Origin of the sequence: Streptomyces sp. NPDC047917 (assembly GCF_043204345.1) — a bacterium.
Lineage (GTDB): Bacteria > Actinomycetota > Actinomycetes > Streptomycetales > Streptomycetaceae > Streptomyces > Streptomyces sanglieri.
The window spans coordinates 240,442-262,747 of sequence record NZ_JBIDCA010000010.1 but is presented as its reverse complement, the minus strand read 5'-3'; the positions used below and the strand labels follow the sequence as shown (position 1 = coordinate 262,747).

21 protein-coding genes are annotated in these 22,306 nt (G+C 70.3%); 7 read left to right on the top strand and 14 right to left on the bottom strand.

All coding sequences use genetic code 11. From position 1 onward, the window contains the following. Positions 1 to 476 precede the first annotated feature (476 nt). The 3 genes from ACGF8B_RS25120 to ACGF8B_RS25110 all read right to left on the bottom strand — a co-directional run bounded on the left by ACGF8B_RS25120 (position 477) and on the right by ACGF8B_RS25110 (position 3,130). The gene (locus ACGF8B_RS25120; RefSeq protein WP_392742583.1) at positions 477 to 974 is read right to left on the bottom strand and encodes a hypothetical protein; all 498 of its coding nucleotides are present in this window, start codon (positions 972 to 974) and stop codon (positions 477 to 479) included. Positions 975 to 1,285: 311 nt separating this feature from the next. After that, positions 1,286 to 2,308 carry an LD-carboxypeptidase gene (locus tag ACGF8B_RS25115; protein ID WP_392742581.1) on the bottom strand — a complete coding sequence of 341 codons (1,023 nt, stop codon included), beginning with the start codon at positions 2,306 to 2,308 and terminating at the stop codon, positions 1,286 to 1,288. Between the two features lie 522 nt (positions 2,309 to 2,830). Beyond that, on the bottom strand, positions 2,831 to 3,130 hold the full coding sequence (locus tag ACGF8B_RS25110; RefSeq protein WP_392742579.1) for a hypothetical protein: 300 nt from the start codon (positions 3,128 to 3,130) through the stop codon (positions 2,831 to 2,833). Positions 3,131 to 3,539: 409 nt separating this feature from the next. On the opposite strand from ACGF8B_RS25110, the gene ACGF8B_RS25105 reads away from it, so the two are divergent. Beyond that, positions 3,540 to 4,007: a hypothetical protein gene (locus ACGF8B_RS25105; RefSeq protein ID WP_392742577.1), complete on the top strand. Its 468-nt coding sequence runs from the start codon at positions 3,540 to 3,542 to the stop codon at positions 4,005 to 4,007. Here ACGF8B_RS25105 and ACGF8B_RS25100 read toward each other — a convergent pair. Then, complete coding sequence (locus tag ACGF8B_RS25100; protein ID WP_392742574.1) at positions 3,928 to 4,605, bottom strand: TetR/AcrR family transcriptional regulator; 678 nt, start codon at positions 4,603 to 4,605, stop codon at positions 3,928 to 3,930. The genes ACGF8B_RS25105 and ACGF8B_RS25100 overlap by 80 nt on opposite strands. Positions 4,606 to 4,735: 130 nt before the next feature. Here ACGF8B_RS25100 and ACGF8B_RS25095 point away from each other — a divergent pair, with 130 nt between their 5' ends. From ACGF8B_RS25095 to ACGF8B_RS25085, 3 genes are read left to right on the top strand one after another with little or no spacing between them, the layout of a single operon-like run. Then, positions 4,736 to 5,926, top strand: coding sequence for a CaiB/BaiF CoA transferase family protein (locus ACGF8B_RS25095; protein WP_392742572.1), 1,191 nt, complete (start codon positions 4,736 to 4,738; stop codon positions 5,924 to 5,926). A 45-nt stretch (positions 5,927 to 5,971) separates the two neighbouring features. Continuing rightward, entirely contained in the window at positions 5,972 to 7,360 is a 1,389-nt protein-coding gene (locus ACGF8B_RS25090; protein ID WP_392742569.1) for an MFS transporter, read from the top strand. 33 nt (positions 7,361 to 7,393) lie between these two features. Next, the gene (locus ACGF8B_RS25085; RefSeq protein WP_392742566.1) at positions 7,394 to 8,812 is read left to right on the top strand and encodes an amidase; all 1,419 of its coding nucleotides are present in this window, start codon (positions 7,394 to 7,396) and stop codon (positions 8,810 to 8,812) included. Positions 8,813 to 8,974: 162 nt separating this feature from the next. On the opposite strand, the gene ACGF8B_RS25080 is transcribed toward ACGF8B_RS25085, so the two are convergent. Both ACGF8B_RS25080 and ACGF8B_RS25075 read right to left on the bottom strand, forming a co-directional pair. Continuing rightward, the gene (locus ACGF8B_RS25080) at positions 8,975 to 10,225 is read right to left on the bottom strand and encodes a PP2C family protein-serine/threonine phosphatase (RefSeq protein WP_392742564.1); all 1,251 of its coding nucleotides are present in this window, start codon (positions 10,223 to 10,225) and stop codon (positions 8,975 to 8,977) included. A gap of 335 nt (positions 10,226 to 10,560) precedes the next feature. Continuing rightward, positions 10,561 to 11,175 (bottom strand): DUF2867 domain-containing protein, encoded by a 615-nt coding sequence (locus ACGF8B_RS25075; RefSeq protein ID WP_392742561.1) that lies wholly within the window; start codon positions 11,173 to 11,175, stop codon positions 10,561 to 10,563. 104 nt (positions 11,176 to 11,279) lie between these two features. On the opposite strand from ACGF8B_RS25075, the gene ACGF8B_RS25070 reads away from it, so the two are divergent. Both ACGF8B_RS25070 and ACGF8B_RS25065 read left to right on the top strand, forming a co-directional pair. Further along, positions 11,280 to 11,864: a TetR/AcrR family transcriptional regulator gene (locus ACGF8B_RS25070; RefSeq protein ID WP_392742558.1), complete on the top strand. Its 585-nt coding sequence runs from the start codon at positions 11,280 to 11,282 to the stop codon at positions 11,862 to 11,864. A 502-nt stretch (positions 11,865 to 12,366) separates the two neighbouring features. Beyond that, a complete protein-coding gene (locus ACGF8B_RS25065; RefSeq protein WP_392742555.1) occupies positions 12,367 to 13,431 on the top strand; it encodes a serine hydrolase domain-containing protein in 1,065 nt (354 codons plus the stop codon). A gap of 88 nt (positions 13,432 to 13,519) precedes the next feature. Here ACGF8B_RS25065 and ACGF8B_RS25060 read toward each other — a convergent pair whose 3' ends face one another. After that, positions 13,520 to 14,443, bottom strand: coding sequence for a TIGR03620 family F420-dependent LLM class oxidoreductase (locus ACGF8B_RS25060; RefSeq protein ID WP_392742552.1), 924 nt, complete (start codon positions 14,441 to 14,443; stop codon positions 13,520 to 13,522). 108 nt (positions 14,444 to 14,551) lie between these two features. On the opposite strand from ACGF8B_RS25060, the gene ACGF8B_RS25055 reads away from it, so the two are divergent. Further along, positions 14,552 to 15,145, top strand: a complete 594-nt coding sequence (locus ACGF8B_RS25055; protein WP_392742549.1) for a TetR/AcrR family transcriptional regulator — start codon at positions 14,552 to 14,554, stop codon at positions 15,143 to 15,145. Positions 15,146 to 15,185: 40 nt separating this feature from the next. On the opposite strand, the gene ACGF8B_RS25050 is transcribed toward ACGF8B_RS25055, so the two are convergent. The 7 genes from ACGF8B_RS25050 to ACGF8B_RS25020 all read right to left on the bottom strand — a co-directional run bounded on the left by ACGF8B_RS25050 (position 15,186) and on the right by ACGF8B_RS25020 (position 22,276). Next, positions 15,186 to 15,485, bottom strand: a complete 300-nt coding sequence (locus ACGF8B_RS25050; RefSeq protein ID WP_392742547.1) for a hypothetical protein — start codon at positions 15,483 to 15,485, stop codon at positions 15,186 to 15,188. 323 nt (positions 15,486 to 15,808) lie between these two features. After that, positions 15,809 to 16,636 carry an ABC transporter ATP-binding protein gene (locus ACGF8B_RS25045; RefSeq protein WP_392742545.1) on the bottom strand — a complete coding sequence of 276 codons (828 nt, stop codon included), beginning with the start codon at positions 16,634 to 16,636 and terminating at the stop codon, positions 15,809 to 15,811. Next, a complete protein-coding gene (locus tag ACGF8B_RS25040; protein WP_392742543.1) occupies positions 16,633 to 17,616 on the bottom strand; it encodes an ABC transporter ATP-binding protein in 984 nt (327 codons plus the stop codon). Before ACGF8B_RS25040 ends, ACGF8B_RS25045 begins: the two co-directional genes overlap by 4 nt. Before the next feature lie 4 nt (positions 17,617 to 17,620). Beyond that, a complete protein-coding gene (locus tag ACGF8B_RS25035) occupies positions 17,621 to 18,472 on the bottom strand; it encodes an ABC transporter permease (protein ID WP_392742540.1) in 852 nt (283 codons plus the stop codon). After that, positions 18,469 to 19,416, bottom strand: a complete 948-nt coding sequence (locus tag ACGF8B_RS25030) for an ABC transporter permease (protein ID WP_392742538.1) — start codon at positions 19,414 to 19,416, stop codon at positions 18,469 to 18,471. The genes ACGF8B_RS25035 and ACGF8B_RS25030 overlap by 4 nt, the downstream gene beginning before the upstream one ends. Positions 19,417 to 19,422: 6 nt before the next feature. Beyond that, positions 19,423 to 21,078 carry an ABC transporter substrate-binding protein gene (locus ACGF8B_RS25025; protein ID WP_392742536.1) on the bottom strand — a complete coding sequence of 552 codons (1,656 nt, stop codon included), beginning with the start codon at positions 21,076 to 21,078 and terminating at the stop codon, positions 19,423 to 19,425. 13 nt (positions 21,079 to 21,091) lie between these two features. Further along, positions 21,092 to 22,276: a C45 family autoproteolytic acyltransferase/hydolase gene (locus ACGF8B_RS25020; RefSeq protein WP_392742533.1), complete on the bottom strand. Its 1,185-nt coding sequence runs from the start codon at positions 22,274 to 22,276 to the stop codon at positions 21,092 to 21,094. Positions 22,277 to 22,306: the final 30 nt, after the last annotated feature.

The window sequence follows — 22,306 nt, the reverse complement described above, 5'->3', positions numbered from 1 at the left end:
CCGCCAGCTCGACGGCATCCGCAGCTACGTCCGCACGATCCTCACCGGAACGGGACCGCGAACAGGAACGAGGCCAACTCTTTTTTTGCGCACTGCACTTCCTACATATAGCCATATCCGCATTCTGCCCTGGCCGGCCTGCGGGCCGGGCCACAGCACCGACCGCCCCTGCACCGCACCGGGACCGGCCCTCGCTGCGGCCTCCTCCCCCGCTGCCACCCGAAGAACGGTCGTTACGCCTCCCGGACCCGCTCGGCCCCCGGACCCGCGCCGAATCCGGTCGCCTACGTGCGCAACCGGCGCGGGTAGAGGGCCGAGGGCGGGGTGTCGCGGCTGGTCACGAGTATGGACGGGGTCAGCAGCCCCAGTGTTCGGCCCTGTGGCGTGCAAGCCGAAACTGTCGGCGCTCCGCAAGCATGCCGCGCAACTGGAGATATGCGCCTGCCCCGGCCCGGCCGGGGCCGGGGCAGTATGCGTTACGGGCGTGCTATCTCTGTGGTGACCTGGTCATACCGAACGAGACGAGGGGTGAAGGAGTACGAGGGATGTCTCGCCTGGAGACGTGCCGTGGCATCGTCGAGATACGCCCACATGTCGGCGGGGTCGGCGCCGACGCCGAACGTCGCATCGTTCAGCACCTCCATGTCGGGACTCGCGATGTATGCCACGTACTTGAGGGTCTGACTGCCGCCGGCCATGGATGCTTCGGTCTCCTTCAAGGTGCTGTGCGGTGTGTTCTCGTCCTTGCCGCCCGTGGTGTCCGCGGCCTGTGCTGCGGCGGTTGTCGTGAGAAGTGTCGATGCGGCAACTGCGCCGGTGGCACTCAGGAGTGCCCGCCGGGAAATGTCTGACACAGTCCTCCCCCTGCCTTGGTGGCCCCTTCCTACGGGGCTCGCGGCTGACGTTACAGCCACGTCTTCGCAGTGGAAGGGCCAATGCGGTGACTCGGATCCCGGTTCCGGGAGCTCTTCCACGAGTGGCTCCGTACGCGGCGGGGGGTCCGGCCCGGCTTTCATTCAGTGGCCACGGTGGATGACGGCTGAGCGCCCGGGCGGCTTGCGAAGTCGCCCGAGAACAGGCGGTGGTCAGTACGGCTGGTCCGACAGTCCGGGCCGTGGAGGAGGCCGTGCCCCGGTTGAAGGAGCTGTTGATCCCGGCGATCACGGACACCGCGATGCGGTCGGTGGACGTGAATATCGAGATGGGGCGTGTTGGCGGGCAACGCATCACACACGAGAGCCGCGACCGGCCCCCGACAACCGGCCGGGGATCTCCGGAGCGTTGTTCAGCCGGCCGGTTCCGTCGCCGCGTGCGGCCGTACCGCCGGTTCGAGCAGCGACAGTGTCCGCTCCCGCGCGTCCAAGCCCGCGCGGATGCCGACCGGCATCGGCAGATTCGGGCCGGCGTGTCCGAACTCGACGTTGCCCAGGACCGGGATGTCACGGTCTCCGAGGACGTCGAGGACGATCTCGGAGAGGGTCGGGGACGCGCCGGGCGCGTCGAGCCCGTCGATCGCGTGCGGGACGCCCACGACCATGCCGGCGATCCGATCGAGGATGCCGCAGTGTCGCAGTACCTGCAGGTAGCTCCACACATGCGATGCCTGGCCGCCCGCCTCCTCCCAGAACAGCACCGCGCCGTCGAACCTTTCGAGCGGCAGCGCGTACGGCGTCGCCTGTGCCAGCACGATGCGATTGATCACCCCGCCGATCAGCCGGCCTTCGGTGCGACCGGCTCGCCAGCACTCCCACGACGGGGTGGTCGGCAGCGCACCGATCGCCTCGTCGCTGGTCAGCAGCCTCAAGTAGAGCTTCTCAAGCGCCGCTTGGCGTGCTGCGGGCGCGGCCTGCCAGTGTCCACCGAGTCCCGGGGTGGCCAAGTCGGCATGGAAGCCGACCAGACCCGTGCGCGCATGGAGCACCAGATGCAGCAGCGAGATGTCGCTGTGGCCGAGGATCGGCTTGGGGTCGGCAGCGATCGCCTCGACGTCGATCAGGTCGAGGTAACCGAGCGCCGTCTGGCCGCCGTCATGCGCGATGATCGCGCGCACCTCCGGATCACGCAGCAGTCCGTTGAACTCCTCGGCGATCTCCGCCGGCCGAGCCGCACTCCACCAATGGCGCCGTCCTGCTTCGAGGAGCGGTGCCCGGCGCACACGGAATCCCATCCGCTCAAGCACGACCACCGCCTGCTCAAGATCGGGCTCGTATGCGGTGTGGAGCGGCCCGGACAGCGACGCGACGACGACGAGGTCTCCGGGCCCGAGAGCGCGAGGCCGAAGCAGTTGAGGCAGTACGGAACCGGTCACCGACGCAGTGTTCCAACACGCGAAACAAACCACTACTCATTTTCCGACGCACCGACCCCGGAGTCTCTGTGCAGCCGGCATTCGCACTGTAGCGGCTGTTCCGCACCGTTGATCACGGGGAGGATTCCGGGCGACGCGGCGCGATCGGATTCCGGTCGACGTCGCCCAGGAAGAGGAACCTCTCCGGCTCAGGGCTCGTCCGCTCCTCGGCGAATTTCCCGTACGCCTCGGGCTGATCATCAGTTTCAGTCGAGGAACCACCGGAAGACGGCACCGGATTTCCCCACGAAAGAACACCCATCGATGCTTCGACCCTCCTCACCACCGCCCAAGACCCCAGCCCACACCCCATGCCAAGCAATTGGGGACCCACAACACCCATCACGAATCAATCCGCCCGCCCAATTCCGCGAAGAGAAACCAGGCGATTGTCTGTGCTGAACAACTCACGCCCGCGCGACAGAACCGAACGCGACCACCGCCCCCGCACCACGGGGAGGTCGGCGCACGACACCGCCGGCCTCACCAGGCAGCGAGGAACACCCCTAGAGCCGCGATGAAGCTACCCACCATGGTCAGCATCAACATGAGACACCCGCTGCCGCCACCACTCGGCCTGCCCCGCACTTCATGTCGTTCCAGTTCCTGGATGCTCCGCAGACGCTCAAGAGGAGGCATGCTCTGGATCTTGGCCACCTCTTCCGGGTGCTCGGCGACCGAATGATGGTGGATCTCCTCCGCGCCGGCTCCGGACTCCCACTCCTCGAACCAATCGGTGGCGAATCCGCATCGGCCGCACCGGAATCGTCCTTGCTCAGCCATGTCTCGCCCCTTCACCAGAGGGTGACCACCAGTCCGCATGGTACGCATTCCGGGTCGGCTCATATCCACCTTCACGCAAGGTGGAGACCAGTACTCATAACGACCTGGGAACTCTCACTCCCCCGACCGGGTGGTCCTCACCCAATGACCAGCCGATCCTCACAACTTGTCCAACACCTGCGCCCGCCTGTCAACGCTCAACGCCCCATGGAACAAGCCGAGTCGTCCGGTCCACAGCGCCCAGAACGGTACTCCGGGCCGAGGGCCACGCCGGACAAGGCAGCGAAGACTCTCAGGGAAGTCCCGGGGCCTACCCTGAAATCGCGCCCCGCGGCCTGTCGCTGCTGTGGTCGGGATGCCGGCCTCGATGAATGAGCTTCCCATCGTCGAGCGCAGATGAGGTGTCCGAATGCTCGGCGGTGACACGGCCGCGGAGACGATGGCGGAGGATCGCCGCATCCTCGCCGGAGTCAACCTGGACGGCGGCATCAACGGAGCCATCGCGACCACCGGTCCTGACCGCCCTTTCCTGCTGATGGGCAATGCCGGCCACGGACGCGACAACGACCCGTCCTGGGCGGAGTTCTGGTCGCACCTGCGCGGCCGGCGCCTCGACCTGCGGCTGCGCCGCTGCGGACACCGGACCTACACGGATCTGTCCCCGCTGGCACAACAGTTGGAAAAGGCGCTCCCGATGCCGCCGGAGGTGGTCACCGCCCTGACCGCCGCCGTCGGAACGATCGGGGCCGAGCGGGCCGTCGCCGCCGAACGCGCCTGCCTGAGCCCCGCGTATGCCCCTACGGCGCCGGTGGAGCCGAGTCGCGTCCCGCCTGCGGGGTCTGCTGCGGGGACTGCGTGGCGAGGCCGGCGAGCATGAGGCCGAAGGCCCGGGCCACGCGTGCGTCGAGTTCGTCGACGGGGATGCCGGTGTCGCGGGCGTAGGCCTCCCGGAAGATGACATAGCCCATCTGTGCGGCGGCGGTCATGACATGGGCGGCGAGGACATCGGCGTCTTCGGGCAGTGAGCCGTCGGCCTGGTCGCGTTGCAGGGCCTGGATGGTCAGGGCGAGACGGGGCAGCGGGCTGAAGCTGTCGTCGCGGTCGAGTGCGAGCAGCGCTTCGAGTTTGACGAGCTCCGGCTCGCCGAGGCGGTGGCGGAACATCGCGAGGCGCCGCTCGGTGAACGGCTGCTCCCAGTGGCTGTCGCGGTCTTCGGTCTGGTTCTCGACGAGGTCGGCGGCCGCGGCGCGGAGCAGGGACTGGCGGGTGCCGAAGTACTGGTAGATCTGTCCGTGGTTGACGCCCGCCTCGGCGGCGATCTCGCGGAGGTTCACCCCGGCAAGCACTCCGTCGCGCTGGAGCAGGGTGCGTGCGGCGGCGAGCAGATCCGCCTCGGTCTCCTCCCTGCTGCGACGACGGCGCCGCTTCTTGCCCGTCTCGGCCCGATCGGCCTCGCGCGTGTGGCTCTCGGTCATGTGCCGCTCCCCGTCCGTCCTGGATGAATCTTCGCGCCTCAGCCCTTGCCGCGCCGAGATGACCACTCTATGGTCCCACTAACAACGTTTCGTTAATAACGAAACGTGAATAGTGTGCGAAGGGGCACCCATGTCGACACTCCCTCTGGCGGGCATACGCGTCCTCGACCTGTCCACCGTGCTGGCCGCACCGGTCACCGCGACGTTCCTCGGAGACTTCGGCGCCGAGATCGTCAAGGTCGAGGATCCCGGCCGCGGCGACTTCACCCGCGGCACGACCCCGGGCGCCCGGTCCCCGTACTGGGCCCAGGAGGCCCGCAACAAGAAGTCCGTCACTCTCGACCTGCGCACCGAGGCCGGGCAGCAGATCGTGCGCCGGCTCGTGCCTCACTTCGACGTGGTCATCACCAACTACCGGCCGCCGACACTCAAGGCCTGGGGCCTGGACCCGGACACCCTGCGGGGACTCGCTCCGGACACGGTGCTCGTGTACGTGACGGGATACGGGCTGACCGGGCCGTACAGCGACCGCGGATCCTTCGACCGGATCGCGAGCGCGTTCGCCGGCCTGACCTACGTCACCGGGGACGAGGACCGTCCGCCGGTGCGCAGCGGGTATTCGACGATCGACTACATGGCCGCCTATCTGGGGGCGTTCTCGGTGGTCACCGCGCTGTACCACCGGGACACCACGGGTGGCGGTGGACAGGTGATCGACCTGGCGCTGTACGAGGCGGGTTTCAGAGCGTCCGAGGACGCTCTCGCCGCGTACGCAACGACCGGCAAGGTACGGGAGCGCCTCGGCAACCGGAACCCTCAGATCGTGCCCGCCAGCGACTTCACGGCCTCCGACGAGCGGCGCGTGTCGATCCACGCCGGCACCGACACCCTCTTCGGGCGGCTCGCCGTCGTCATGGGCCGTCCGGAGCTGGCGGCGGATCCCGCGTACGCCACACGAGCGGCACGCGCCGAACACGCGGATTCCCTGTACGCGCTGATCGCCGACTGGGCCTGCGGTCATCCGGCGGACGAGGTGACGAAACTGCTGAGCGATGCCGGGATCCCGGCATCACCGCTGATGAGCATCGCGGACATCGCCGCCGACGCGCACTACCAGGAGCGGGGCACGCTCGTCACAGTCGAGGACCCCGAGTTCGGGCAGCTCCTGATGGTCGCCCCCCTGCCGAAGATGTCGAAGACTCCAGGCAGCATCCGCTCCACCGGCCCGGTGCTCGGCGAACACAACGCCGAGGTCTACCGGGATGTGCTCGGCCTCGGCGAGGACGAACTCGCCGAACTGTGCGCCCGCGGCGTGATCTGAACCTCCCATCTTCCCGCCCCCTTTCCTTCGGGAGGTCACGCGCCCATGGCCGTCACCTTGCAGTCCTCCGCGCTCGGGATGCGTCTCGACCGGCTCCCGCTCAGCACGTTCCACCGTCGCCTGGTCGTCGCCCTGGCCGGGATGATCCTCTTCGAGTGGGTGGAGACGTACGCTTTCGCGTTCGTCGCCCCCGCCCTGCGCGAGCAGTGGGGCATGCCACTGTCCACGGTCGCCGTCGTGGCCGGTATCGGTCAGCTCGGCGCCTTCGCCGGGGGTGTACTCGGCGGCTACCTCGCCGACCGGATCGGCCGCCGGCGCACCATGCTGGCGTGCGTCACCCTCTACTGCGTCGCCACTGTCGGCTGCGCCCTGGTCCAGAACCCGTGGCAGCTGATCGCCGCCCGCACCGCGGCCCACTTCGGCGCCCAGGGGATGGCCGTGGCGGCCATCGTCGTCCTCGCCGAATTCGTCCCCGCCGCGGCCCGGGGGCGCCTGCAGACGTACAAGGTGGCGGTCGGCTCGCTCGGCATCCCCATCGCCGCCTGGGCCGGCTACTTCCTGGTGCCCATGGGGACATGGGGATGGCGAGTCGTCTTCGGCCTCGGACTGTTCGGGGTCGTCTTCGCCTGGCTGATCCGCCGCTGGGTTCCGGAGAGCCCTCGCTGGCTCGCCTCCCGCGGCCGGATCGCCGAGGCCGAGGACATCGTGCGGTCGATCGAACTCCAGTGCGGCATCCGGTCTCCGGCCGACGGGCCGGCAGCCCCCTCGGCAGCCGGCCCCGCCACACCCGCGACGTCGCCCGCACCGGTCACCGCCGCCCCGCCGCGCCCCCGGATCGCCGAGCTCTGGGCCGGTGCCAATCGCCGGAACTTCCTCGTCGTCACCACCATGTGGGTGACCGGCCTGCTCGCCTACTCCGCCTACAACACCTGGACACCCACGCTCCTCGCTGAGACCGGACTCGACCTCGACGACACCCTGCTGCTGTCCGCCGCCCTGGCCACAGCCGCCCCGCTGGGCGCGCTGGCCGCCGTACCGCTCATCGACCGCTGGGACCGGCGTCGTAGCCAGCTCGTCCTCGGAGTCCTGTCCGCCGGCGCTCTCGTGCTGTTCTCGGCCGTCCGCGCTCCCGCCGCCGTACTGGTGTTGGGCTGCCTGGTCAGTCTGCTGTTCCAGATGGCCGTGCCCTTCCTCCAGGTGTACTCGGCCGAGATCTTCCCCACCCCGATCCGGGCCCTGGGCTCCGGCACCGCCAACGCCCTGTCGCGGATCTTCAACTTCGCCGCGCCCATGCTCGTCGCCGCCGTCTACACCGGCGCCGGCTACACCGCCGTCTTCGTCCTGCTCGCCGCACTCAGCGCCACCGGCGGCCTCGTCGCCGCCCGTTACGGCCCCCGCACCACCGGCGTCAGCCTCGAAGCCACCACACCCTGACGCCGCCCAGCTGCACAAGGAGCACACCACGCCATGACCGACCTGTCCTTCGCCTCCGCCACCGAACTCACCGGTCTGATCCGCAGCCGGAACCTGTCACCGACCGAGCTCGTGCGCCACGCCCTCGACCGGATCGCCACCGTCGACACGACGGTCAACTCCGTCGTCGCCCTCGCCCCCGAGCGGGCGCTCGCCGAAGCCGCCACCCTGGAACGGCGCCTCGCCGGCGGCGAGGATCCGGGGCCGCTTGCCGGCCTCCCGATCCTCGTCAAGGACCTCGAAGACGCGGAGGGCCTCCCCACCGCCCGCGGTACCCGCGCCTACCGGGACCGCCCGCCCGTCGCACGGGACAGCGTCCACGTCGCCCGGCTGCGCGCCGCCGGTGCCCTGGTGATCGGCAAGACGAACACGCCGCCGCTCGGAGCGGCCGTCCACACGACCAATGAGGCCTTCGGCACCACCCGCAACCCGTGGAACCCCGAGCGGACACCCGGCGGCTCCAGCGGCGGCTCGGCCGCGGCCGTCGCCGCCGGAATCGTCGCCCTGGCCACCGCCGGAGACGGCGGCGGCTCCACCCGCATCCCCGCCGCCCTGTGCGGGATCGTCGGCCTCAAACCATCCCGCGGCCGTATCCCTCACGGCCCCTGCCGGATGCCGGTGTGGCCACAGCACGCCTGTCTGACGGGCATGGCCCGCACCGTGCAGGACACCGCGCTGCACCTCGACGTCGCCGCCGGCCACCACCCCACCGACCCCAACTCGCTGCCCGCGCCCGTCCTCTCCTACCGCGACGCCCTCAGGACGCCGCTGCCCGCCCTGCGCATCGGCGTCCTGCGCACCCTCGGCATCGCCACCCCCCGACCCGAGATCCTCGGGGCCCTCGACCACGCGGCCGGCCTGCTGCGCGACCAGGGGCACGATGTACGGGACGACGAGTCGCCCCTGCCAGGTGCCCACGAGTTCCCCGCGCCGTTCCAGCTCCGCCAGCAGGTCCTGGCGTACGCCCGGCTCCTGGACGTGCACGACGACTTCACCCGGCGCCGCGACGCCTTCGAGCCGTGGTTCGCCGACCTCCTCGACGCAAGTCGCTCCCTGACTCCGGCCGACCTGGCCGCCTACTGGGCCCACCGCGCCCACCTCGACCACTGGGCCGCCGACCTCTTCGACCGGTACGACCTGCTGCTCATGCCGACCACCCCCACCACCGCGTGGCCGGCCGAAGGCCCCGACGTGGCTGCGGCCGTCCGGAAGAGGGTCCTGCCCATCTCCTACACCGCCGTCTTCAACGACACCGGCCACCCCGCCATCAGCATCCCCGCCGGAACCGCCCCGGACGGCCTGCCCCTGGCCGTCCAGCTCATCGCTCCCCACCACCGCGACGAACTCGTCCTCACCACCGCGCACACGATCGAGACCGTGCTCGGGACACCCCGCCCTCCCGCCTTCACCTGAAACACAACGGGCGGCCCGCCTCGGCTCTCGGGCCGGCGTACCTCGTCGTGGGTGGCACCCGCCGCAGCCGACGCCGGGTCGCCGGACGACATCTGATCTGCAAGGGGCGTTGCGGGAAGGGGTGCCCGGCCCCTGTCACCGGAGTGTTCCATCGAACCTCCGTCAGAGGCGGACGACGACCAGTGCGATGTCGTCACGGCCGCCGCTGGAGAGGCCGAGGCGCGCCAGAACGGTATCGGCCACCTGCTCCGTGCCGAGTCGGCCGCACTCGCTGAGCACACTCGTCAGGCGGGCCAGGCCGACGTCGATGTCTTCGCCCCGGCGCTCGATCAGTCCGTCGGTGTAGAGCACGAGGGTGTCCCCGGACCTGTAGGAAAGGCTCGCCTGGGGCCGGGGAACGTGCTGGGGACGGGCGCCGAGCGGCGGGTCGGTGGCCTGGTCCAGGAGTTCACAGCCGCCGTCCGGGCCCACGAGTACGGGCGGCGGGTGACCCGCACTGCTGTAGGAGATCAGGCGGCTTCGGGCATCGACGATCGCCTTGAAGGCGGTGGTGCCCAGAGCCCCTTCGACGGACCGGGCGTACAGGCCGAGAACCTCCAGGGCCTGGGCCGGGCGTTCCAGGGCACGGATGGCAGCGGACAGTGCGCTGCGGAGCATCCCCATGACGGCCGCAGCCTCAAGGCCGTGGCCGATGACGTCGCCGACCGCGAGGGCGAGCCGGTCGGGCGGAATGTCGACGACGTCGTACCAGTCGCCGCACACGTTCAGGGAGCCGGTGGCGGGCAGGTAGCGCACCGATACGTCACGGTGGTGGGCCAGGTCGGGGGCGTGGAGCATGGCTTCCTGCAACGTGACGGCAACCTCGCGTTCGCGGGTGTGGGCCTGCCGCAGCTCCTCGTTCAGCCGCTGCAGCTCCCGCGCCCGTGAGTACAGCTCCGCCTCCAGCGCCTGTGCCTCCTCCAGACGCTCCCCCACCCAGGCACGGGTGGGGTGTGTGGCATGGTGCGCCTTGACGAACTCGGTGACGTCCTCGACCCGGTGGATGATGTAGGCCACCTGCCCGTCCGGGCCCAGCACGGGGGTGTTCACCGGGGACCACCAGCGTTCCTCGAACGTTCCCGGCCGGCTCACGACGGGGATGTCGTACTTCTGCAACGCCATCGTGTCGGCCAGACGGGTGGCCAGCACCCGGTGCAGGGACGCGCCGAGATTGCGGACGCCGTCGGCTTCCGGGTCGGCGGGATTGTCCGGGAACGCGGTAAAGATATGGAGGCCGAGCAGGCCCTCCCGTGTGCGTCCGGTGACCTCCAGGTAGGCATCGTTCACATCGACGATCACCATGTCCGGCCCGAGAACCAGATAGGGGCTCGGCGTGGCGGCGAACAGAGCTGTGTGATCAACCGCTGGGACCACGCGTGCCACGCTCCCTTCCCGCCCTCGCCTGCTCCCCTCTTCAATCTACGGGCCGCCCTCCGACCGCGCCCACTGTCACCCGCCGGGCGTCCACGGGAAGGGCGGACGGGCCAGTGGCTGGGCGGGGCGTGCTTTGCCGGGCCGCGTCGAAGGGTCTCGCTCCGCGGCACCCTGCTCCCGGGGGCGGGCGGGCGCGGAACCGTGGTGGCTGCGGATCCTGCGCTCCGGCCTCGCGGATCCCGTGCTCCGGCGTCTTCGTCGTCGAGTTCCCGAAGCGCGACGGCTCGGACCGGGCATCGATCCGTTCACCGGTCGCTGGCCGACGCTCGCAGCGATCATGGTTGAGGGCTGGTGCCCTCGGGAGGCAGAAGCGGGCGGTCCCGCCAGGCGCGCTCCCACTGACGGGTCAGCGCCGGATAGACGATCCAGTAGCGGAACGGTGCGACAAGGGCCATGTACAGCCGTCCGAACCAGCCGTTGGGTTTGACCAGGACCGCCATCCGTAGTTCGTGGTCGCCGTCACCGGACAGCACCCATCCGAGGTGCATGAGGGTATGGACGGTCTTGTTCGCCAGTTCGTGGACGGACTCGTCGTCGAGCTCGTACACGGGGGTGAACGGGCTGCCGCCGGAGTCGGGCCCGTCCACGGTCTCGCGGAGGTCGTCCGGCAGGCGGTCACGCAGCGACCGGACCCGCGTGCCGAGGCCGGACTTGGGCTTGTCCCATCCGAGCAGGGCGCCCAGCTTCCAGCGCACCGCGAACAGGAACCGGACCGCGGGGGTCTGCTTGGCGGAGCCGCTGCCCGATCGCATCGCGGAGAGCATCACGGGGAAGTCGCTCGGCCCGGCGCCGGGGGTGCGGAAGGACCACACGTCCTCGGTCTCGAAGTCGCGGGTGAGCGCGTGGATCCGCCACGGCTGATCGGTGTGGGAGGTGTGCGGAAGTTTCATGGCCGCTGCCGCCGTTCCTGTCGCGGGCGCCGTCCGGCACCGCCGTTATACGCTTACGTATAAGGCGAGGCTAGAACGGTTGTACGGTTGCGTATATCCGGTGGATGAGTGAGGTGGGACACAACGTGGGCGCTGCTCGCACACCGCGCGACGCGTGGGTGGAGGAAGGGCTGCGGGCGCTTGCCGGTCATGGACCGGACGCCGTCAGGATCGAGGCGCTGGCGAAACGGCTCGGCGTCACCAAAGGCGGTTTCTATGGGTACTTCGCCGATCGCGACGCGCTGCTGACGGCGATGCTGGACGCCTGGGAGCAGGAGAGCACCGACGAGGTGATCGCCCGGGTGGAGCGTGAGGGCGGCGACCCGGGCACCAAGGCCCGGCGTGCCGGCATGCTCACCTTCTCCAGCGACCGACTGCTCCCCATCGACCTCTCGGTCCGTGACTGGGCCCGGCGCGACGAGGCGGTGGCCGAGCGCCTGCGGCGGGTGGACAACCGGCGCATGGACCTGTTGCGCGAGATGATCGGCACCTTCTGCTCCGATCCCGACGAGGTCGAGGCCCGCAGCCTGATCGCCTTCTGCGTGGCGATCGGACGCCACTCACTCGCCGCCGATCACGAGGGCCGCACCCGGGCCGAGGTTCTCGCCCGCGCCGGCGACCTCATCCTCAACCGCACCAGCACACTGTAGGACCGCCCGCCCTCGCCCTGCGGAGCCATCCCGGGACACCGGTGACCGGTCGGCAGCGGCACCTTTCCCAACAGCGCCCGATCGTGCCGCGCCGGCGCCCATCCCACAACTCCCCGCCCGGCAGCCCGTCTTCAGCAGCTGGAGAAGCGGCTGTCGCAGGCGCCGGGAGTTCAGGTGCGGCCGGAGTCCGGGCTCGGAGCACCGGCGGACACCGACGGACTTCCACGGAAGAACACGAGGCTGGAGAACCACGACATCGAGCCGGCCTCCGTGCTGGAGGAAGCCGGCGGGTACGCCGGGCCCCAGGCACGATGTCCATCCGGCCGGCCCCCGTTCGAGACGGGGTGTATGCCGGATGGCCGGTGCCCCTCGCAGTTCCTAACCTCGCATCATGGTCTTTCGTCGTTCGTGGTTGTCAGCCGCGGTGCTGGCGCTGGCTGTGTCGTCTCTGCCGTCCGTTGCGGCCGCAACCGCGCCACGCCCATCCGGCACGGCGTGGTCGGTGCAGCGTGACGCCGACGCGCTGCGGGACACCGGCGTCACCGGGGTGGCGGTCCGCCTGGAGACCCCGCGCGAGACGGTCACGGCCCGCTCCGGGGTGGGGGACCTGGTCACTGGCCGCCCGGTACCGAAGGACGGCTTCCTGCGTCTGGGCAGTACCACCAAGACGTTCGTCGCCACCGTCATGATGCAACTGGTGGGCGAAGAACGGATCTCCCTCGACCAGACGGTGGAGGAGCTGCTGCCCGGAGTCGTGTCCGGCACGGGAAACGACGGCCGGAGCATCACCGTCCGCGACCTGCTGCGGCACACCAGCGGCCTGTCCGACTACGTCTACGATGTCTTCCCCAGCCCCAGCGCCCAGACCTACTTCGCCGACCGTTGGCGCGCCTACGAGCCCGAAGAACTGGTGGACCTGGCCCTGCGCCATGAACCCGCCTTCCCGGCAGGCACTCGCTGGGCGTACTCCAACACGAACTACGTGCTCGCCGGAATGATCATCGAGAAGGTCACCGGCCGCACCTGGGAACAGCAGGTCCACAGCCGCATATTGCGCCCGCTCGGCCTGCTGCACACCGACACTCCCGGTACCCGGCCCTTCCTTCCGTATCCGCACGCGGCCCACCATCAGCAGTTCACCGTGGACGAACCACTGGTCGACACCACGATCCCCTACCGCCCCTTCGACAGCGGCGCCGACGGCTCGATGACCGGAACGGCCCGCGACCTCAACCGTTTCTTCGCCGCACTGGCGAGTGGGCGGCTGCTGAAGCCCGCCGAGCTCGCCGCCATGCGGTCCGCCGTGCCGCTGCCGCAGGACAGCGGTCACCCGGAAGGCACCCGGGACGGCCTGGGCCTGTTCTTCACACCCCTGTCCTGCGGCGGCGGCTACCTCGGACACGGAGGAAGCGGCTTCGGATATGTCGTCCGGGCAGCGACGACCGTGGACGGCCGGCGGGCCGTCACCGTCTCCGCTCACAGCCGCTCCGCGGACCCGCGAACCGCAGCCCGTCAGGAGGACGCACTGCGCACGCTCATCGACCGCGCCCTGTGCCGCACCGCCTGAGCCTCCACTCGCCACAACGGTGAAGCCCGGAACGAAGGGTGCAGAGCGCAGGGCGAAAGGCACGATCACTACGGAGGCGGGGCGCCGCTCATACTGCGTGGTGGGGCAGGAGAGCAGCGGCGAGTTCGCGCCACTCGCGCTCGGGCAGGGAGGTGGCGTCGGCGGTGAGCACTTGCAGGCAGACGTGGTCGGCTCCCGCGTCAAGGTGCTCCTGAACGCGTCGGCGGACTGCTTCGGCGTCCCCTTGGGCCACGAGCGCGTCCACCATCCTGCGGCTCGGTCCGCCGACGATGTCCTCGTCGCTGAAGCCGAGTCGCCGGACGTTCGCTTCCTGATGCGGTGCCGAGAGATAGCCGGCGACGTGTTCCGTGGCCACTTGGCGGGCGCGGCTCAGGTCGGCGTCGAGCACCACTGCCTGTTCCACGGCGAGGAAGGCGTCCGGTCCCATGATCCGGCGCGCCCGTGCGGTGTGCTCGGTGGACACGAAGTAGGGGTGTGCGCCCCAGGTGTGTTCGGCGGCCAGTTGGAGCATCTTCGGACCGAGGGCGGCCAGTACGCGACGCGGGGCCGGGTCCGCCAGGGGTCCGTGGGCGGGTACCGCGTCCATGGCCTGCAGGTAGGCGCGCATGGTGGACACCGCTCTGCCGCGGGCCGGTACGGGATAGCCGTCCAGTTCGTGGACGGTGTCGTCGACGCGATGTCCGCCCAGGCCGAGTACGTAGCGTCCGGGGAACGCCTCGCCCAGCGCACGTGTCGCGGTAGCGGTGGCGATCGGATCCCGGAACGCGATGTTGGCGATGCCGGAGGCGACGACGACGCGCCGTGTCGCCGACAGTAACAGCCATGCCTGGCCCACCGTGTCCCGGCCGAAGGCCTCCCCGAACCAGATGGCCCCGTATCCCAACTCCTCGATCTCCGCGGCCGATTCCCGTACCCGCCCGGCCGGCTGCCCCTCGTAGGCGAAGGTCCAGATCCCGACCCGTCCCAGCTCGGTCTGCCCGCTGTTCGTCATCCGTACTCCTCAGGCCACGCATTCCGGAGAGGTTCTCCGTTTGGCGGGCGCTACTATACGGAGAGCCACTCCGCTTAGCTAGCCCGAACTCGACCGGAAGACGGGACGATGACGACCACACACGGACACGTCCCTGAGCGGCGGCCGCGGCGTACCGATGCGCGGCTCAACCGGGAACGTCTCATCGCCACGGCGCAGGAGGTATTCACCGAAGCCGGACCGGAGGCGTCCCTCAACGAGGTCGCCCGCCGGGCCGGCGTCGGCCCGGGAACCTTGTACCGTCACTTCCCGAACCGCTCCGCACTGCTGACCGCAGTCCTCAGGGACCGGATCGAGACGCTGTGCGCGCTGGCCGGGACGCTGTCCTCCTCGGAATCCGCCGACGACGCGCTGGCGCAATGGCTGCGCGCATTCCTCACCCACGCCAGGGTCAACCAGGGGCTGGGAGGCGCATTGATGGTTGAGGAGCCGGTCGCGCCCGGGTTCGACTGCCATCGGCTGATCCTGAACACGGCAGCCGAACTTCTTGCCCGGGCCCAGCTGCGGGGAACGGCACGCGCCGACCTGACCGCCGACGACCTGGTCCAACTGGTCGTCGGGATTGCGCTGTCCACAGCTCGCAGCCACGACGCGGAACAGCCCGACCGGCTGCTCGCCCTGGTGCTCGATGCCACGTACGGGACGCCGCTTCAGAACGAGTGAGCCGGAGCACGGCAGTTGTCACCCGGGCGGAGTCCCTCTCTCAGGCACCGTGTTCCCGGGCCGACGCGATACCTGCCCGTACCGCTTCCAGCAGGGCTTCCAGGCCCTGCGCCCGCAGCCATTCCTCGGCCGAGTGGTGCCATGTGTGCTCAGTCGCCGGGGCTTCGGGAGAACCGGCGACGACCACGACGGTCCACCTCCCCTTCCGGTCGGGGCCCGTGACCCGCAGGTCCATGTTCAGGATGTGGAACCGCCGTGGATGGCTGCCGAAGACCTCCAGGATCCGGCCGTCGAACGTGTAGAACTCCCTACCTGCCCTGGCCGTGATCTCGTCGGTCATGGGGTGACGCTACACGCAGGAATCCGCGACTGTCAGGCCCCCGGCCGCCGGGAGCGACGACCGTGGCCGAGACCGTGCCGACACCCGCGAGGAGCTTGCTGCGGCTCCCGTCGTTTTCGCGCGGGGCGGCGCTGAGGGCCACGTCCCTGGTGTGGTGCGGGGACAGCCCGTCGGGGTGCCGAGGTGTGTGGACCCGGGGTGCTCCGCACCGGGCCGCGGTCACCGAACGCAGTGCCCTCCGGGGATGTGGATACGCGAATCCCAAGGGGCACTGCGTTCGAGTGAGGTGGCCCGCGTCAGCCGTTGCGCGCCTGGTCACCGCCTCAGGCCGTGGCGGCCCGGGCTGCGACCGCGTCCGCCGGGTCCCAGCCGGCTCGTGGCACCGAGGCCAGCAGCAGCCGGGTGTACGGGTCCTGCGGAGCGGCCAGCACCTCGGCCGTCGGCCCTTGCTCCACCACCGTTCCGCGGCGCATCACCAATACCTCGTCCGTGATGTGGTGGACGACCGCCAGGTCGTGGCTGACGAAGACCAGAGCCACCCCGGTGTCCCGGCGGATCTCGCTCAGGAGCTGAAGGATCTGTGCCTGGATCGACACGTCCAGCGCGGCCACTGCCTCGTCGAGGACCAGGACCTTCGGGTCGACCGCCAGCGCCCGTGCGATGGCCAGCCGTTGCCGCTGGCCGCCGGAGAGGCCGTGTGGCCTGGCCTCCGCCTCCCGGGCGCCGAGCCCCACCCGGTCGAGCAGCCCGTCGGCCACGGTCGTCGCCCGGCCGTGCAGACGCAGGGCCGTGGTGAGGCACTGGCGGGCGGTGAGCCGGGGGTCCAGGGAGACATAGGGGTCCTGGAACACCATCTGGATCTCCCGGGCCCGTGCCAACCGGGCCTCCCGGCCTCGCGGGGTGCGGGTGGCGCGGGGCCGTCCGGAGACGGAGATGCTCCCCGCGTCCGGCTGTACGAGACCTACCAGCATCCGGGCCACGGTTGTCTTGCCGGACCCGGACTCGCCGACGATTCCGAGTGAGCCGCCCGCCGGGACGGTGAAGCTGATGTCGTCGGCTGCGGTGAGGCGGCCTCCGCCGGGCAGCCCGTATGTCTTGCGCAGTCCGTCCACGGCCAGCAGCGGTACGGTTTCCGGTAGTGCGGTGGTCATCGGTCGTTCCTCCTCTCGGTGCCCGGCCCCGACAGCACGGGCAGGCGGCGGCAGGTCGCGGCGCCCTCGCCGTCCAGCGTCACCGGCTCGGGCCGCCAGGTCGAACACTCCGGTTCGGCATCCGGGCAGCGGCCGGCGAACTCGCAGCCGCCGAACGCGTCCGCGAGCGACGGCGGGCGACCCGGGATCGGGAGGATCGTCCGCTGCCCCTCCCCCAGCGTCGGGGAGCAGGCCAGCAGTCCCTTCGTATACGGGTGGCGGGGCCGGTCGAAAAGGCTGCCGGCGGGCTGTTCCTCGACGATCCGCCCCGCGTACATCACGTACACCCGGTCGCAGTACGCGGCGGCCAGTTGGAGATCGTGCGTGATGAACAGAAGGCCCAGGTTCCGATCGGCCCGCAGGGTGCGCAGGAGGGCGAGGATCTCGGCCTGAGTGGTGACGTCCAGGGCGCTGGTCGCCTCGTCGGCGAGGAGCAGCCTGGGTTCGGCGGCCAGCGCGCCCGCGATGACGACGCGCTGGAGCATGCCTCCCGAGAGCTCGTGCGGGTGCTGGCGGAACCGGCGTTCCGGGTCGGAGAGGCCGACCGTGTCGAGGAGTTCGACGGCTCGGGTGCGAGCCGCCTTCTTGTCGAGTCCGGTCCCCGTCAGCCGCTCGACCAGGAAGTCGCCGATGCGGCGGACCGGGTTGAGAGCGGAACGCGGATCCTGGTGGACCATCGCGACGGTACGGGCCCGGTGCCGGCGCAGTGCGTCGCCGGTGAGCGCGAGGACGTCCGTGCCGTCGACGCGGACCGAGCCGGAGACGGCCGTTCTGTCGGGGAGCGTACGCAGCGCCGCCCTGGCGGTCGTCGATTTGCCGGAGCCGGACTCGCCGACCAGGCCGACCACTTCGCCGCCTGCCACCCGCAGGGAGACGTCGCTGAGGACGGGCCGGGCGGTGCCCGGGAGTTCGAGGGTGAGGTTTTCGATGTCGAGGAGCATGCGGCTACCTCCTGCTGCCGAGTCGGTCGGCGGCCCAGACCCCGACGACGTTGAAGGACACCACGACCAGGGCGATGGCGAAGCCGGGCACCAGGGCCGGCAGGAGCGCGCCCTGGACGACGGCAGCCTGCCCCTCCTGCACCATCAGGCCCCAGTCGGAGCTGGGCGGCTGGGCGCCGAAGCCCAGATAGGAGAGCGTGGCCAGGGACATCAGGGCCTCGCCGAACAGCACGACCAGATAGCCGATGATCGAACGGCCGAGGTTGGGGACGAGGTAGCGGGCGCAGATCCTGGCTCCGCCCATGCCCTGGACGCCATAGGCGTCGATGTAGGGCTTACGGCGTTCGGAGAGTGCCACCGAGCGGGTGTACTTGGCGACGGTCGGCGTGTAGGCGAGACCGAGCGCGAGCACGGAGGTCGTCATCCCGGCGCCGAACACGGCGATGATCAGAACGGTGAACAGCAGCCCCGGAAAGGCGTACATGACGTCGGTGAGGCGGGAGACCACGGTGTCGACCCAGCCGCCACGCCATGCGGCGAGCGTGCCGAGGGTGACACCGAGGACCGCGGCGATGGCCAGCAGGAGGATCGGGGCGACGAGGCTGGTGCGGGCCCCGTACAGCACCCGTGAGAGGAGATCCTGCCCGGAGGAGTCGGTGCCGAGCAGATGTTCCGGGCCGGTGCCGACCAGGGACGCGGAGAGGTCGATGGCGTCGGGGGCGTACGGAGCGAGAAGCGGGGCGAGAAGCGCCGCCAGGACGACCACGACGAGCGCCCCGCCGGCGATCACCACACCCACCGGGCGGCGCTCCTTCCCGGTCTGCGGACTGATGCGGTCAAGGGTGGGCGCGCTCATGCGGTGGCCTCCTTCACCCGCGGGTCGAGCAGGGGGTGCACCAGGTCGACGAGAGTGGTCACGACGATGTAGCCGGTGACCATGAGCAGGAGTACGGCCTGTGCGACGGGGAAGTCGTGCGTGTTGATCGCGCCGACGAGCAGCGAGCCGATGCCGCTGATCCCGAAGGCGGTCTCCACGACGACGGTGCCGGCCAGCATGCCCGCCATGACCAGGCCGCACATGGTGACGATCGGGCCGAGCGCGTTGCGCAGCACGTGCCGGACCACGATCTCCCTTTCGCGGATTCCGGAGGCGCGGGCGACCTCGACGTGGTCGGCCGCGCCCGCGTCGACCATCGACTGCCTGGTCACACGGCTGATCAGGGCGAGCGCGCCGAGCGCCAGGGACAGGGCGGGCAGCGTCAGGTGGTGCACGGTGCCCGCGAACCCCTCGCCGCTGCCGGTCACCGGGAACCAGCCGAGCCGGACACCGAAGACCGCGACCAGGGCGATGGCGGAGACGAAGGAGGGCACGGAGGCGGCCAGGGTCGTGCCGCCGACGACCGTCGAGTCGATCCAGGTTCCGCGGCGGACGGCGGCGAGCACGCCGGCGCCGACCCCGAGGACGACGAAGAGCACGGTCGCGTACGCCACGAGGGTGAGCGTCGTCGGGAAGCGGGCGGCCAGCAGATCGGCGACCTGGTCGCTGTACTTGAAGGAGCGGCCGAGGTCGAGCTGGACGCAGTCGCCGAGCCAGCGCCCGTACTGCACGACGAGGGGCTCGTCGAGGTGGTACTGGGCCCTGACCAGCTCCAGCTTCTCCGGGGAGAGCTTGTCGCGGCCCCCGGCGAGGAAGACCGCGGGGTCGCCGGGCGCCGCGTACACAGCGGCGAAGATGACGAAGGAAGCGGCGAGGAGTGTGGCCAGCAGTCCGGCCAGCCGCCGGGAGATCCGGGCGAGCATGCGCGATCAGCCCTTCTTCGAGCCGAGTTCGGCGGCCCACGGGTAGTAGAGGTAGGCCATGGAGGCGGGCGGTCCGGTCAGTTTCTCGTTGAGGACGAGGACGGAGGGCACTTGGGCGACCGAGATCCAGACGGCGGCGTCCGTGAACGTCTTCTGGACGTCGACCGTGAGCTTCGCGCGCTCGGCGTCGTCGAGCGTGGAGAGCGCCTTCTTCACCTTGGCGTCGTACGCGGCGTCCTTGAAGCCCACCCAGTTGTTGGAGGAGTCGGAGAGCGCGTTGTCGTAGAAGCCCATGGGGTCGGCCTTGGAGATGTACCAGTCACCGACCAGCACATCGATGTCGGCGCGGGCCTGCGGATCGCTGTAGAACTGCTCGAACTGCGAGGTCGGCACGGTTTTGATCTGCCCCTTGAGGCCGATCCGCTGGAGCGCGGCGCGCACCGCGTTGGCGACGACGGAACGGCCCTGGCTGGCGTCCGTGCCGATCACCACCGGCGCGGTGGGGTCGGCGGCCGCCTCCTTCACCAGGTTCTTGGCCTCGGCGAGATCCTCGGCGGTCGGGGCGGCGGGGGCGTGGGCGACGGCCTTCTGGGCGGCTTCGAAGACGGGCTTCTCGTAGCCCCAGGCGCCGGAGCCGACCGGGGTGCCCCAGGGCTGGACCATGCCGCCGTAGCCGGATGCGGCGATGCCCTTGCGGTCCAGTGCGAGGGAGAGCGCCCGGCGGATCTTCGGGTCCTTCAGTCCGCCGCGCTCGGTCGGGATGAGGACGAGGGAGGCGGTGGAGGGGCCGTAGTGCTGCTCGATGCCCTCCTTGCCCTGGAGAGCCGCCGCGGTGTTGGGCGATTCGGCGTAGGCACCGTCGGCGGCGCCGGTCGTCAGGGCGTTGACGAGGGCGCTGTCGGCGGCCCAGCGGAAGGTGACCCGCTTCGTCAGGGGCTTCCTGCCCCAGTACGCGTCGTAGCGCTCGATGGTGATGGAGTCGCCGGACTTCCAACTGCCCAGGCTGTACGGGCCGGTGCAGGCGTCGGACTGTCCCGGCGTACCGAAGTCCTTGCCCGCCTTCTCGACCTGCTCCTTGTTCCAGACGATGCCCGCGTCACCGGCGAGTGCCTTGAAGAACATGGCGTCCGGCGCCTTGAAGGTGATCGTGATCCGGCGGTCGCCGGTCTTCTTCATCGAGGCGATGTTGCCGAACTCGTCGCCCTGTTCCATGTCCGGGTCGGCGTGCCGCTTCAGGCTCCAGAGCACGTCGTCGGCGGTCATCGGGGTGCCGTCGTGGAAGGTGACGCCGGAACGCAGGGTCAGTACGAGGGTCTTGTCGTCCGGGGTTTCGGCCTTCTCGGCGAGGAACGGCTTCGTCGACATGTCCGGCTGGAGCTGGTACAGCCGCTCGCAGACGTTGGTGAGGACGACGCGGCCCGCGCTCGATCCCTGGGTGTCCAGGTCGAGCGAGTCCGGCTCGTCCTCCAGGAGCCAGTCGGCGTTGGTGAGTTCGCCCTTGGCCGGCGTGGTGGTCGGGGTGAGGTCGAGCGTGGCCGCGTCGGCGGTCCGGGATGCGCCTGTGGTGTTCTGGGTCGCTCCACTGCAGCCTGCGGCGGCGACGACGGTCGCCGCGACGAGGGCCGCGGCCAGGACCGGCCTTCTTGAAGAGGTGTGCGTCATCACTGAGTTCCTGTCAGTTCTGGCCGTACGGGCCGTCGTAGAGGTTCCAGGGGAGGTGCTGGTACTCGCGGTCGCAGGGGGTGCCCGCGGTCACGTGATAGTCACCGGAGGTGAGGTCGGCCAGGGAGGAGACGAGGGTGGTCCACTGCTCCAGCTCCGGCCGGCGCGGATCGGGGTGGGTGCACAGGGATTCGGGGTGGCCGAGGTGGTCCGACATCGCCCGGCGGATGATCCTGCGCGACTCGTCGGGGCCGGCGGAGCCGCGCAGCGCCTTCAGCCCTTCGGCGGCCCGGGGGACGCGGACCAGGGAATCGGACGACATGGGCCGGTAGCCGGCGGCGGCCAGCTGTGCGGGAATGCCTGCCTGGTAGTGGTTGCCGTGCACCAGCAGGCCATCGGTCGGATACATCCAGCCGTGCCCGGCCGGGGTGGTCTCCAGGTCGATGGCGAAGCCCTCACGGCAGGTGAGCAGGGCGTTGCTGGCGATATGGGCCCGGGTTCGGCAGAGCACATCGAGGGCATCGGTGATGTTGCTCTGGTCCAGGACACTTCGGCGTACGACGGTCTGGGGCAGCCCGATCGCGTCGCTGAACCGGCCGCCGAGGCCGTTGGCGTTGAAGGCGAGCCCGGCGGAATTGGCGCCCTGGCGGCCGATCTGACCGGCCTCGACCTGCATGATCAGGGTGGGCTTGGGGGGTTGGACAATCCTGATCATGACGACGGTGTCGGCGACGCCGGCCCGCCAGTCCCAGTTCTGCCCTGCGTAGACGTGCCCGTCGCCGCTGGCCTCGCCGTGGACGGCGAAGGAGGTGCAGCCCTCGGCGGGTTCTTCCTCGCTCGCCCGCCCGTCGGCCTCCATCTGCGCGAAGGACTTGTCGTAGATGACCTCGCCGCGGGCGTTCAGGGCGAGAACGTCCAGCAGACCGACGCCGGCGCCGTCCGCGATGCCCTGCATCTCGTCGACGAGGTGGGGTGCGTAGTCCCGTACCGGCTCCAGCCAGTGGGCGGCCCGGGCGGTGACCCGGTCCCAGGCCAGTCCCGCGGACCGGCCGAAGGCCTCCTCGTAGTAGCCGAGCGCGGCCTGTACCTGGGGCCGCACGGCCTCGCCGTACTGGCGGCCGCGCTGGAGCGGGCTGCCGGAGATCTCGATGACCGGGAGGACCCGGGCGGGCCCGGGGGCCGTGGGGCGGGGTGCCATGCTTCTCCTCGCTTGGGAACGCGCTCCGAA

What these genes read in the sequence shown, in the direction of transcription:
- ACGF8B_RS25110 (WP_392742579.1), bottom strand. Translation starts at nt 3,130, where the DNA reads ATGGCTGAGCAAGGACGATTCCGGTGCGGCCGATGCGGATTCGCCACC.
- ACGF8B_RS25105 (WP_392742577.1), top strand. Translation starts at nt 3,540, where the DNA reads ATGCTCGGCGGTGACACGGCCGCGGAGACGATGGCGGAGGATCGCCGC.
- ACGF8B_RS25100 (WP_392742574.1), bottom strand. Translation starts at nt 4,605, where the DNA reads ATGACCGAGAGCCACACGCGCGAGGCCGATCGGGCCGAGACGGGCAAG.
- ACGF8B_RS25095 (WP_392742572.1), top strand. Translation starts at nt 4,736, where the DNA reads ATGTCGACACTCCCTCTGGCGGGCATACGCGTCCTCGACCTGTCCACC.
- ACGF8B_RS25090 (WP_392742569.1), top strand. Translation starts at nt 5,972, where the DNA reads ATGGCCGTCACCTTGCAGTCCTCCGCGCTCGGGATGCGTCTCGACCGG.
- ACGF8B_RS25085 (WP_392742566.1), top strand. Translation starts at nt 7,394, where the DNA reads ATGACCGACCTGTCCTTCGCCTCCGCCACCGAACTCACCGGTCTGATC.
- ACGF8B_RS25075 (WP_392742561.1), bottom strand. Translation starts at nt 11,175, where the DNA reads ATGAAACTTCCGCACACCTCCCACACCGATCAGCCGTGGCGGATCCAC.
- ACGF8B_RS25070 (WP_392742558.1), top strand. Translation starts at nt 11,280, where the DNA reads ATGAGTGAGGTGGGACACAACGTGGGCGCTGCTCGCACACCGCGCGAC.
- ACGF8B_RS25060 (WP_392742552.1), bottom strand. Translation starts at nt 14,443, where the DNA reads ATGACGAACAGCGGGCAGACCGAGCTGGGACGGGTCGGGATCTGGACC.
- ACGF8B_RS25055 (WP_392742549.1), top strand. Translation starts at nt 14,552, where the DNA reads ATGACGACCACACACGGACACGTCCCTGAGCGGCGGCCGCGGCGTACC.
- ACGF8B_RS25050 (WP_392742547.1), bottom strand. Translation starts at nt 15,485, where the DNA reads ATGACCGACGAGATCACGGCCAGGGCAGGTAGGGAGTTCTACACGTTC.
- ACGF8B_RS25045 (WP_392742545.1), bottom strand. Translation starts at nt 16,636, where the DNA reads ATGACCACCGCACTACCGGAAACCGTACCGCTGCTGGCCGTGGACGGA.
- ACGF8B_RS25040 (WP_392742543.1), bottom strand. Translation starts at nt 17,616, where the DNA reads ATGCTCCTCGACATCGAAAACCTCACCCTCGAACTCCCGGGCACCGCC.
- ACGF8B_RS25035 (WP_392742540.1), bottom strand. Translation starts at nt 18,472, where the DNA reads ATGAGCGCGCCCACCCTTGACCGCATCAGTCCGCAGACCGGGAAGGAG.
- ACGF8B_RS25030 (WP_392742538.1), bottom strand. Translation starts at nt 19,416, where the DNA reads ATGCTCGCCCGGATCTCCCGGCGGCTGGCCGGACTGCTGGCCACACTC.
- ACGF8B_RS25025 (WP_392742536.1), bottom strand. Translation starts at nt 21,078, where the DNA reads ATGACGCACACCTCTTCAAGAAGGCCGGTCCTGGCCGCGGCCCTCGTC.
- ACGF8B_RS25020 (WP_392742533.1), bottom strand. Translation starts at nt 22,276, where the DNA reads ATGGCACCCCGCCCCACGGCCCCCGGGCCCGCCCGGGTCCTCCCGGTC.